Here is a 12,036-nt window from a genome sequence, read left to right as displayed (position 1 = left end):
GCCATGTCCGTTGCGTCGGAGATGGCGCAGCGCCTCGCGCGGGAGGCCGAGGCGGTGTGCCGCCATTACCTGCCGCACGGGCGGCGGGAGGGGCGCTACTGGCGGATCGGCGATGCCCATGGCACGCCGGGGGAGAGCCTCTACGTCCGGCTGCACGGGGCTGCTGCAGGCCGATGGGCCGACGCTGCCACCGGCGAGCACGGCGACCTGCTCGACCTCATCGGGCTCAACCGCGGTCTCGATCGGCTGGCCGCGGTGCTCGACGAGGCCCGTGTCTTCCTCGGTTCGCCGCGGGCGCCGCCGGAGCCGCGGTGGGAACCTCCAGCCCCCATGGGATCACCGGAGGCCGCCCGCCGTCTGTTCGCCCGCTCCCGGCCACTCGCCGGCACGCTGGCCGAAGCGTATCTGCGCAACCGCGGATTTACGGATGTCCGGACCCTCGGTTGCCTGCGCTTCCAGCCGCGCTGCTGGTACCGCAACGCCGATGACCGGCTCGCCCAAGGCCCGGCGCTGATCGCCGCGGTCACCGCTCTGGACGGCGGCCTCACCGGCGTGCAGCGCACCTGGCTCGACCCGTCCGGCCGGGGCAAGGCGTCGATGCCGTCACCGCGCCGGGCGCTGGGCCACCTGCTCGGCAACGGCGTCCGCTTCGGCGTGGCCCGCGACGTCCTGGCGGCGGGGGAGGGCGTCGAGACCATGCTGGCCCTGCGCACCGCCCTGCCGGCCCTGCCCATGGTCGCCGCGCTCTCGGCCGGCCACCTCGCCGCTCTGCGCCTGCCGCCGACGCTGCGCCGCCTCTACGTCGCCCGCGACAACGACGCCGCCGGACGCCGGGCGGCCGAGCGCCTGAGGGGCCGCGCCGAGGCCCTCGGCATCGAGGCGCTGGTCCTGGCACCGGTGCTGGGTGACCTCAACGACGACCTGTTGGCGTTCGGACAGGCGGCGCTGCGGGCGCATCTGCGGGCCTAGCTTGCCCCGGAGGATGTGGCGCGCTTCTGGATGAGTGGCGGCTGGTCGTGGGGAGCCTGAGCCTCGGCGGACGGGCGCTGGTCGGAGCAGGCGGACGCCGGTCCGGCCGGCGGGAGGCCGCGGCCCCGGCCTTCCAGCGGGCGATCGGGCGGCAGCCGGGCCGGCTCCGCAACGGCGGGGCACCACTTTCTTCCCCGGCCGGCCAAGCCGGCCTTCCTCGCGGGACAAGAAAGCCGCCCCCCGCCGTCCTCCGCTGCGCTGCGGCCCAAGAGGGTGCGGACCCGCCCCGCCCGCCGCCGGGGGATCGCCACGAAGGCCGCGGTGGGCGCGGCCGATCCTCCAGCCGAAGGGCAGCCGCCATGATCACCGACACCGACGCCGCCGGGTTCCACCATGCCTCCTCCTCCACCGACCACGCCCTGACCGAACTCCAGCTCTATGGCCACCGGCCCTTCGAGGACGATCCCGATCCCCGGCCGCTGCCCGACGAGACCGCCATCCGCGCCGCCCTGGCCGACGTTTTCGACGCCCTGGTGGTCACGCTGAAGGACACCCGCCTGGAACCCGACCTGGCCGACCTGCTGTGGTCCACTGTCAACCTGTTCCACCGCGCCGCCGACCGCGTGCAGCGCGAGCTCGACGACAACGAGGACGCCCAGAAGCGCAGCCAGCGCGAACAGGACGGCTCGGAGATCCGTTCCGTCGAATTGGAGCGGCTGCTGGCTGAGGGACTGACGCTGATCGAGCGCCACACCGCCATGGAGGCCTTCCGCGACCACGCCGCCGACCTGTTCGAGGTCCACACCGGCTCCGGCTGGCGGCCGCGCGCCGGCTCGCTGGTCAGCCACCGCACCCTGACCGCCGCGCTGATCGACAGCCGGGATTTCCTCGCCGCCAAACGCCGGGCCGAGACCGAGCCGCTGCTGCCGGCCGGCCCGCGCATCGCCTTCTCCGGCGGGGTGGAGTGCAACGACCACCATCGTATCTGGGCGGTGCTCGACAAGGTGCGCGCCAAGCACCCGGACATGGTGCTGCTGCACGGCGGCAGCCCGAAGGGAGCGGAGCGGATCGCCGCCTGCTGGGCCGAGCACCGCAAGGTGACGCAGGTGCTGTTCCGTCCCGACTGGGCCCGCCACGCCAAGGCGGCCCCGTTCAAGCGCAACGACCGCCTTCTGGAAGCGCTGCCGATCGGCATCGTGGCCTTTCCCGGTTCGGGCATCGCCGCCAACCTTGCCGACAAGGCCCGGCGCCTTGGCATCCCGGTCTGGCGCTTCGGCGACGGCGGCGCCTGAGCACCGTCCTTCCGGCGATCCGCACAGGCGGATCGCCGGCTTTCCGTAAATCTGTTCCCCTTGGCAACTGGATCGGCGGCTCTGCGCCAATCTCGGGCTTCCACAGCTGATTCTAGCCCCTTTTGCGCTCTCCGAAGCGAGGCTGCGGCCGGTCCTTGTCTTTCCTGCAGGACTGGGATTCAAAGCAGCCTCTCGGCGATTTAAACGGGAGGAGAGGCGATTTTTGCTCCACACATTCAGATAGGTATCCTTATTTTCTCGATAAGGATCACCATATGTCGTTGCGCAAATGCAGGGACCGCGATAGAAAGCGGTCTGGGACCGTATTCATCAAGGGAGGCGCCCTATGGAACATTTTGCGGTGGTGCAAAGCATCGCGCGCGCGGCGCTGACGGGTGACAGAACGGCAGCGATGAAGCAGGTCGAACGCCTGCGCGAGCGCTTGACCAAGGCCGGCGCCGTCAAAGAGGCCGCCACCCTTGAGCGGCTGCTGGGGGCCGTCGAAGAAACTCGAGAGCTCGCGCCCAGCCGCGTTGAGGTCTCGCGGGGTATGGTCAGCGGTGAACGCCTTACTGCCGAAATCAACCCACCGATCGACCGGGAAACGGGCGCGCGGCTCTGCTCGATCGATTTCCCGAAGACCAGCCAAACGGCTCCGGTCTTCAGCTCAGCCGTTCAGGACACCATTGACGGCCTGCTGCAGGAATGGGCGAGTGTAGATGCGCTCCAATCTGTTGGCGTCGAACCGACGCGCTCATTGCTGATTTACGGACCGCCCGGTTCCGGCAAGACGATCACGGCCCGCTATATCGGCGAACGCTTGGGCCTGCCGTTGATCACAGCCAAGATCGATGGGTTGATCTCGTCGTTCCTCGGGACCACCGCGCGCAACATCGCCAATCTATTCGATTTCGCGAATCGATATGCCTGCGTGCTACTACTAGATGAATTCGATGCGCTGGCCAAGCTGCGCGACGACCCGCAGGAGATCGGCGAGATTAAGCGCGTCGTAAATACGCTTCTTCAGAATCTCGACCGACGTCGGGAATTCGGCATCACCATCGCCATCACCAACCATGATCGGCTGCTCGACCCCGCAGTCTGGCGCCGCTTCGAAACCCATGTCCATATGGGCGAGCCCGAAATGCAGGCGCGCGAACAGCTGATCGCTCGGTTCCTGGAACCTATCGATACCGGCCCGACTACTTGTCGCATATTCTCCTATTGCTTGGCTGGACGCTCCGGTGCCGACCTCGAACGAACTTGCTCGGCCGTCAAAAGGGCACTCGCTCTCAAAAACGATAGCCATGATGGGCCGGCCTTGTTCCGCGCGCTTGGCGAGATCTTGGCCCGGGCACCGCATCTCGATCATTTGCCAGCACGCATCCTCGCCAAGGATCCCGAAGCCTTTATCAGCTTGATTGCAAACGATGCAAATTTCGGTGTCAAGCAAGCTGAAATCGGCGATGCCACTGGGTTCGGCCAATCCCGAGTAAGCGATCTCAAGAAATCCAAACGCCACCTGAGCCTGATGGATGTCGCCCATGCCTAATCCCGTCCAAATCATCCTTAACGATGCGGATTTCCATCGGGCGCCAGAGCCCGGCCAGCCACCGCGTAATAAGGATTTCTTCGAAAATGCCGATGATGCCTTTGCCGCTCACAAGGCGGCTCTACTAGCTGCGGTCGATGCTATCACCGCAGCGATCCGTACAAGCCCATTCGGGCCGGCTGCCTATCTCAAAGTCCAAATGCGTGACCAAGCGCTGGCCAAATCCTATAGGCCGGGTTGGATCTTCAAGCGCGACCAGTTTCCCTGCGTCGGGGCGGAGGCGGTCGGCACGCTTTATTTCAGGGCACCGCTGATCTTCATGAGCGCGCTACGCGATCGTATCAATACGGCCGAACTCAAGGTCGAGATCAAGCGCCGACTCAGAGACGGCGAGCCCTACAAGGCACCGACGGTGGCGCGGGCTGAGGTTGGCGCTATCTATTCGATCGAGATTGCGCCACCCGATGCCAAGCGGACCTTCTCGATAGCCGCAGCCCTTGCCTCCTTCCAGGACCCCCGTGCCGTTTCTGGCTATCAGATCGAGCTGTTCGAAACGCCCCGTGACAATGTCATCGCCTCGGATCGGGCCGGGCACAACACCTTGCGCCGCACACTCGGGCAGTTGTTGTTACAGTTGGGCACGGGAGCTCGAAGCTTCCTGAATTCTCCCATCGGCCGGACGCCGATACTCGAACTCCAACTCACGCGCGGAACCCAGCCCGCCCTCGTCAACAATCGCACCGGTCTTACATCTAGCGATCTGGCCGTGAGGCCCGAATCCGCCCCCATCGATTTAAACGCCGATCGGCATGAGGCTGTGCTGAACAAGCTGCAGGAGCATCCGCTGGTACGAGCCATCCTGCCACCTGTCCTCCTTCAGCTAACTGACGCCGAAACTGGTGTATCGAATCCTAGCGCAACACCACTCTTTATCCCGGGGCCCGTCGCCAACGCCACGTATCCGATCGTCGGCGTTATCGACTCCGGCGTCGGCGATTCTCTCAAAGAGTGGGTTGTCGGCCGGTTCGATTTCCTCAGCGAAGACGAATTTGATGCCATCCATGGCACTGGGGTCGCAGGTCTCATCTCCATGGGGCAATTAATCAACCCACCAGCGATTGCGCCCGAAACCAATGGATGCCGTATCTTCGATATCCCACTCTTTCCGAGCGGGAACTTCAGTGCGAAATACCCTATGGGCTTTACGGACTTCCTGGAGGAAATCGAGCAGGCCGTGGCTGAAGCCACCCAAGAACATGATGTGCGCGTCTTCAACCTCTCGATCAACGCGGTTTCAGATGTTGAGCGACATCGCTACAGCATTTATGCCTCGCGCCTCGACCAGATCGCGGACGCCTTCGGCGTCATCTTCGTCAATTCGGCCGGCAATCTGCCACCCCAAGAACGTCGCGTACCGTGGCCGAAACGGCCGATCGATGTCGTTCGCTATTTCGCGTCGCGCACATTACCCGACACGATCTTCAAGCCGTCAGAAAGCGTGCGATCGATCGCGGTAGGCGCGCTCAATCCTCCTGGCACACACGAAATCGCCGACGCTCCCACGACCTATACGACCCGCGGCTCCGGCCTCGGCGTTAAGCCGGATGTCGCCACATATGGCGGGATCGGATCGGCGAAGCCCGGCGCCCCCTCGGGGCTGTCCTCGATCTCGCCGGATGGGCTGCGGGAGGATGTCGCTGGTACAAGCTTCTCGGCTCCCTTGGTAGCGCGCAGCCTTGCCGGCCTTGATGCCGCGACCCGAGGTGGCCTTACCACTGAGGCCTTGCGTGCGATGCTTCTGCATCACGCGACCATGCCGGAACCCTTGACCCGGCGTGGCTTGAAAGACATCCCCCGGCAATTCGCCGGGTTCGGCAAACCGGCCTCGGTCGTCGATATGCTGGAAACCGGCGAGCATCAAATCACGTTGCTATTCCAGAGTCGGCTCAGCATTGGCGAACGCAAACCCGTGATCTTGCACTTCCCCTTCATCTGGCCTCAGAGTCTGACTGCTCCCAACAGCGCATGTTCGGGACGTGCGCGGATCACGCTCGTTTATTCGCCCCCTTTGGATCCTGCTTTCGGCGCCGAGTTCATACGGGTGAATCTGGAAGCCGCGCTCAAGCAGCGGCAGCCGGAACCGGATAAGGCCGGCAATGCCCGTTTTCTCAACCAGATCGATGCGTGCTATTTGCCGGGTTCGGCCAAGCGGGCTATTCCGGAAAAGGCACTTATCGACCATGGTCTTAAATGGTGGCCCTCAAAGCAATACGGCTCAACCTTCGAGGACCATGGCAGCTCATCCGAATGGTGCCTTGAAGTCACAAGCCTCGTGCGGGCCGAGGCCGAGTTCCCGGCAGATGGCGTGCCCTTCGCGGTGCTCTTGACGCTTGAGGATCCGGATGGCACGAAGCCGGTCTTTCAGGAACTCCGGCAATATCTCCAATCGAGCATCGCTAATGCCCAAGACGTTCGGACCGCCATTCGGGCTCGGAACCGTCTGTAGGGATAGGCTTGCTAAACGTTGCTGAGGTCAGTCAATGATCATGCCAAGCTAAGGTAATACTTAGTCCATGTGCATCTCCGTACCGATCTGGATTTACTCATCAAAATCGGCAGAGAAATCGCATGCCCGGCCGTTGACAGATCTCCCATCGTGCTCAGAGTCGGACGGGCCGGTTTCGGATGTTGGATTGCGCGCTTATTGATTTCCACTCCTGGCGCATAGAGGAAGTTCGTTGATCCGGGTGCCAAAAACGAGGATCTCTCCGCAAAAGCGATGTCAACGGACAGAATGCGTCCAGACTTCAATCACCGGCAGCTCCCAGCTTTCAGTCTTGAGCTGGCCGCGCCAAGCCTCTGCGCAGTCCTTCCGATGCCGGCGAACCACGACATGCACACGGGCCTGTTCAACCGCGGAGATCAGACAGGACCAGTGCCGGCTGGCCGCTTCCGAAAGGCGCGCAATCACCGTGCCGTCAGCGCTCAGCACCGAAACCCGGTCCGTCGCCGAGCGTGCCGCCCGCAAGGTCACCGCATCGCCCGGCCGCAGGGCCGCCATCACCCGGTGAACGGCCGCCGTTGCCGGCTGGCGGCCGGCAAAGTCGATGTGCAGGTCGCCAAGCCCGAGCACGGTGCGCTGACGGTGGAGCACTCTCCGGTCGGCGCGCCCGGTGTCGGCGCAGGCAACATGGTCGACGCCATCGAGCAGCGGCAGATGCGGATTCCTCACATCCGCACGGCGCATCAGGCACAACGTCTCCCTTGCTCGCGTCATGCCGACGTAGAACAGCCGCCGCTCCTCCTCGCTGTCCGCGGCAGCCCTGTCCGATGGCCGGCCGTCCCATCCCCCGTCGAGGAGGATGACGTGCCGGAACTCCAGCCCCTTTGCGCCGTGCAGCGTCCCGATGTGGATGCCGGCGCCGGTCGAGCGCTCGCGGCGCAGCTGGGACAGCCCTTCATACAGGGCCTCGCGCACCGCTTCCGGTTCCGCCGCCCGCCCGGCGCTCGTCGTCGCCCAGCCGCCGAGCAGTTGCTCCACCAGCGTCCACCAGGGCGAGGCGCCCATCTCCTGGCGCAGGGCGGCCAGCTGCACCTGCAACCATGTCCCGTCGACCCGTGCAGTCGCCCGCTTCAGCCGGTCGAGGAAGGCCACCACCTCGCGCAGCCGGTGCAGGGGAAACCGGTCGGACGTAGTGTCGTAGGCGGGATCGCAGGGAATGCCGGCCTGGTCGCACAACGCGTGGAACGGCGCCAGAACGTGGCGTTGACGCGCCAGCACGGCGAAGTCGCTCCACGACGTGCCGGAATGTCGAGCCCGCCACCGCTCGATGACGTCCAGCGCCTTGCCGATCTGATGCGCGATGGTCCCCACCGCCAGGACCCGCACGGGTTCGCCCGCCGGGTCCTTGGCCCGCGCCCGGTCGATGCGGATGGGGTGCTCGGTCTTCATCCGGTCGGTGTTGTGCCGGATCAACGTGTTCGACGCGGCGATCACGGCGGCGGTGGAGCGGTAGTTCTCCACCAGATGGTGAACCTCCGCCGCGTAGTCGGCTTGGTATCGCCGGATGAACGCGACGTCGGCGTGACGGAAGCCATACACCGCCTGGTCGTCGTCGCCGACGGCCATCAGCGCGATCCGCGCTTCGGCGTCCTTCTCCTGGCGGCCGGCGATGGCGGAGACGAGGTCGTACTGCTCCTCGTCGATGTCCTGGTATTCGTCGATCAGGATGTAGCGGTAGCGCGCCAGCAGCCGCTCCCGCACATCCTCGGCGTCGAGGCCGGGAAAGGCGCTTTCCCCGCGCAGCAGCGCGGTGGCGTCGCCGATCACCCCGGAGAAGGGATCGGCGGGCGCGCTGTCCGGCCGGTGCTCCAGGCGCTCGGCAATGCTCGCCCCGACCAGACGCATGGCCAGCGCGTGATAGGTGTAGGCGTCGATCCAGCCGGCCTCGTCGCCGATCAGGGCGCGCAGCCGTCGGCGGATCGACAGGGCGGCCGCGTGGTTGTAGCACAGCACCAGGATCGCCTGCGCCGGCACCCGCAGCACCCGCATCAGGTAGGCGCAGCGGTGGACGATGACGCGGGTCTTCCCCGACCCCGGCCCGGCCAGGACCAGCAGGTTGCGCCCGACCGGCGCGGTCACGATCGCCTGCTGCGCCGGATTGGCGAGATCGGTGACGATGCGGGCGTAGCTGTCCGCCGACACCGGGCGGGCCAGTTCGGCGCGCCGGCCCGGGAAGTGGCGGGCGAGCAGCCGGTCCTCCGGCAGGGCGAAGTAATCGGCGGCGAAGGCCGCCGCCCGCTCCGGGCTGGCGAGCCCCAGACGGGCGTATTCGCCCATGGCGTGGACCTGGAAGGTGCGGCCGGCGTAATGGCGAGCCAGCGGTTCATGGTCGTCGTTGGTGTAGCGCCGCCCCCGCGCCGTCTCCGGCAGCCGCAAGCTCAGCCCCTGGCGGAACACCGACAGGCCACCTTGCAGCAGGATCACCTTCCAGTCGTGCAGCATCAGCAGGGCCGCCTGAACCGCGGCGACCGGATCGGTCACCTCGGCGGCCAGCGTCAGGTCACCGGTCACCGCCTGGGCCAACTCCTCGATGGCGAAGGGCACCACCGTTTTGCCCGCGCCATCGGTGGCCCGGCCGGTCGCCAGCAGACGGTCGAGCACCAGGGAGGCGACCGCTTCCTGCCGGCGCAGGCCATCCTCCAGGCCCTGCCACGTTCCCGCCAGCGTCAGGCTGTACCGCCAGCGTGCCACCGTGGCGAGACGCAGGCGTGCGTTGCCCCCACGGTTGGTGTCGGACAGCGTTTTCAGCAGCCGCAGAACCACCTCGGGCTGGCATTCGGCACAGCCGCGGTCGCGCAGCCGCTGGGTGGCCGCCGTCAGCGACAGGCACAGCTCCTCCCCATCCGGCACCTCCTCCCGCAGCGTCGCCAGCAGGGTGCGGGCCGCCGCGGAGAACTGGGCCAGGACACGGCGCGAGGCGTTGACGCCCGACGGCCTAACCTGTGCGGTCAGCACGGTCCCGCTCTCGATCAGGCCATGGCCGGCCATCGCGGTCAGCACCGTCAGCACCTTGGCGGTCGCCTCCTGCGGTGGGCCGGCGGTGTCGGCCGCCAGGGGATCGAGAGCGGCCAGCGTGTCGACGGTCAGCGGGTGCTCCTCGCTGGGATCGGCGGCGACCGCCACCAGCGTGCGGAAGATGGCCATCCACTGCGCCACCGTCGCCGCGGGCAGACCCAGACGCTCGATGGTGGTGCGCGCCTGCTCCAGCGACAGCGGCTTGGGCCGCGCGGTGATGACGGAGGTCCGGTTCTCGGACCGGATCACCAGCCCGGCGCGCTCCAGCCAGGACAGCGCCGTCTTCACCTTGGTGTCGGCGTCCGAATCCTCTGCCGCGAAGCCGAGGTCGAGTTCCGGATCAGCCACCAGCTCGCCCGCGGTGGCCACCACCTCGTCCTTCCCCAACCGCTGCGACAGCCGCCGCACGCCCCGCAGGATCTGCCCGATGTCGCGCCGCCGCAGCTCCGACCGGGCGGCGAGGCGAAACTGCTCCTCCAGATCGTCGGGATCGAACAGCAGTACGCAGGTCGCCGGCAGCCCGTCCCGCCCGGCGCGTCCGGCCTCCTGGGTGTAGGCTTCCAAAGAGCCGGGCACATCGGCGTGCACCACCAGCCGCACGCTGTCCTTGTCGATGCCCATGCCGAAGGCGTTGGTGGCGCACACCACAGGGATGGAGCCACCGATGAAGCCCGCCAGGACCTCCGCCTTGTCGGCGGCCTTCATGCCGGCATGGAAGGCGGCGGCCGGCCAGCCGTATCCGGTCAGCGCGTCCCGCAGCTCCTGGGTGCTGCGCCGGGTGGCGGCGTAGACCACGGCGCTGGCCGACGCTCCGCCCGGCCGCACATGCTGCTCCAGAAGGGCGGCGATGCGCTCGACCTTCTCCGCCGGCGTGATGCTCTCGACGGCGAAGGTCAGGTTGGAGCGTTCGGCGCCCCCGGCGTACAGGTCGAGTTCCTGCCCCAGCCGGTCACGGATGTGACTGCGGATCTCCTCGACGACCTCGTGCTTGGCGGTGGCGGTCAGGCAGGTCACGGGTGGCGGCGGCGTGCCCTGGCGTTCGGCCAGTTCGGCGATGAAGCGCGCGGTGTAGAGATAGTCGGGGCGGAAGTCATGGCCCCACTTGGACAGGCAGTGCGCTTCGTCGAACACCCAGGCGCCGATCTCCCGCTGCTCGATGGTGCGGACGACGGACGGGTTGCGCAGCTGTTCGGGGGACACATAGAGGAGCGCGACGTCGCCCTGACGCACCCGGTCCATCACCGCGCCCCGCTCCGGCAGGGTGAGCGCTCCGTAGAGCGCGGCCGCCGCCGCCGGCCGGCCGGTCTTGCTGCGGAAATTGTCCACCTGGTCCTTCATCAGCGCCTGCAGCGGCGACACCACCACGGTCAGGGCACCGGTGCGCTGGTGGCGGGCCAGGGCCGGCACCTGGAAACACAGCGACTTGCCGCCACCGGTGGGGAGCACCGCCAGCGCCGGCCGCCCGGCGAGGCCGGCCTCGACGATGCGTTGTTGCAGGCTCCCGCCGTCGGGCGCGGCCGGCGTGGGCCGGAAGGCGTCGAACCCGAAGCTCTCCCGCAGCCAATGCGTCGCGCTGAAAGCGGTGCGGCACCACGCGCACGCGGGATCGTCGCACGGCGTGTCGCGCAGGTCGTGCAGCAGCGGCCCGACCGCCGGGTGCTGATGGCGCACCCAGGCCGGCAACACCGAGGCGCCGCCTGCCACGCCGAGCCACGCCAGCGCGTGGGCGAAGGCGAGGCGCGCCGCGGACGGTTCCAGGTCGGCCGCACCGAGGCGGGAGGATGCGGTCGTGCAGACGCGTGCCATCGCGCACCGCATCCACAGCGTGAAGGCCGCGGATGCCGTCGGCGGCAGGGCTGCGCCGCACAGGCCGAGCAGGTCGGCCATGCCGCTCTGCCCCGGACCGGACAGCGCGAAGCGATGGAACGCGGCGGCGTCCGTAGTCTGCCGCACCAGGCGGACAAAGGCATCGATCTCGTCGCGCAGCACCGCCCGGCACAGCCGGGCGTCGGCGACCGGATCGTTCACCGCATCCTTCTCGAGCTTGTAGCCTTTGATCAGCCGGTGATAGGGGTTGGCCGGGAAGGCCAGCGGTGAGAGCACCAGCGTGTCCACCACCGGCAACGTCCATGCGGCCAGTCCCGGCAACGCGTCGCGCAAGATCGGCAGGTCGTGTGCCAGGATGTTGTGGCCGGCGATGCGCTCGGCGCCGCGGACGAATCCTTCCAGTCCAGCGGAGGCGAAGGACCTGGAACCACGCTTCTCCCATCGGAAGATCCGGTCGTCCAGCACCGCACCGACCGCATTCGGGCGCCCGCCACGGTCGGCTTCGACGTCGATGAACAGCGTCTTTGCCAGATAGGTGTCCACGCTCGCATCGGACAGCGGGGTGCGGGATTGCCGTTTCCTGAGGAGCGCGTCGAGAGCTTGGGACAGCAAGGAGGAAGTTCACTTCAAAGGCGATGCAACCGTCGCGAAAACTTCTACAGCGTGCGGATGCACAACCACAACGACGTTTTCCCGCTTTGCCTTTTCGGCGGCGATCCGGATACCCGGAATGATGGATTTACGGGAAACCGGCGGCCTGTGAAAACGAACCGCCGGATCATGCCTCAGGGCGTGGTCCGTGTGGGCAATGGCACCGG

5 protein-coding genes are annotated in these 12,036 nt (G+C 67.1%); 4 read left to right on the top strand and 1 reads right to left on the bottom strand.

Annotation, left to right across the window (positions count from 1 at the left end; genetic code table 11):
• Window positions 1–3 precede the first annotated feature (3 nt).
• From J2Y49_RS20275 to J2Y49_RS20260, 4 genes are all read left to right on the top strand, one after another.
• Window positions 4–969, top strand: coding sequence for a toprim domain-containing protein (locus J2Y49_RS20275; protein ID WP_310116741.1), 966 nt, complete (start codon window positions 4–6; stop codon window positions 967–969).
• A 359-nt stretch (window positions 970–1,328) separates the two neighbouring features.
• Complete coding sequence (locus tag J2Y49_RS20270; protein WP_310116740.1) at window positions 1,329–2,261, top strand: DUF2493 domain-containing protein; 933 nt, start codon at window positions 1,329–1,331, stop codon at window positions 2,259–2,261.
• Between the two features lie 346 nt (window positions 2,262–2,607).
• Window positions 2,608–3,813 (top strand): ATP-binding protein, encoded by a 1,206-nt coding sequence (locus tag J2Y49_RS20265; RefSeq protein ID WP_310116738.1) that lies wholly within the window; start codon window positions 2,608–2,610, stop codon window positions 3,811–3,813.
• Window positions 3,806–6,319, top strand: a complete 2,514-nt coding sequence (locus J2Y49_RS20260; RefSeq protein ID WP_310116736.1) for a S8 family peptidase — start codon at window positions 3,806–3,808, stop codon at window positions 6,317–6,319. The genes J2Y49_RS20265 and J2Y49_RS20260 overlap by 8 nt, the downstream gene beginning before the upstream one ends.
• 276 nt (window positions 6,320–6,595) lie before the next feature.
• Here J2Y49_RS20260 and J2Y49_RS20255 read toward each other — a convergent pair whose 3' ends face one another.
• The gene (locus tag J2Y49_RS20255) at window positions 6,596–11,830 is read right to left on the bottom strand and encodes a RecQ family ATP-dependent DNA helicase (protein ID WP_310116734.1); all 5,235 of its coding nucleotides are present in this window, start codon (window positions 11,828–11,830) and stop codon (window positions 6,596–6,598) included.
• Between the last annotated feature and the right edge of the window lie 206 nt (window positions 11,831–12,036).

Source organism: Azospirillum sp. BE72 (assembly GCF_031455875.1).
Classification (GTDB): Bacteria; Pseudomonadota; Alphaproteobacteria; order Azospirillales; family Azospirillaceae; genus Azospirillum.
The sequence above is the reverse complement of the archived record's forward strand: the minus strand, read 5'-3'. Positions and strand labels throughout refer to the sequence as shown.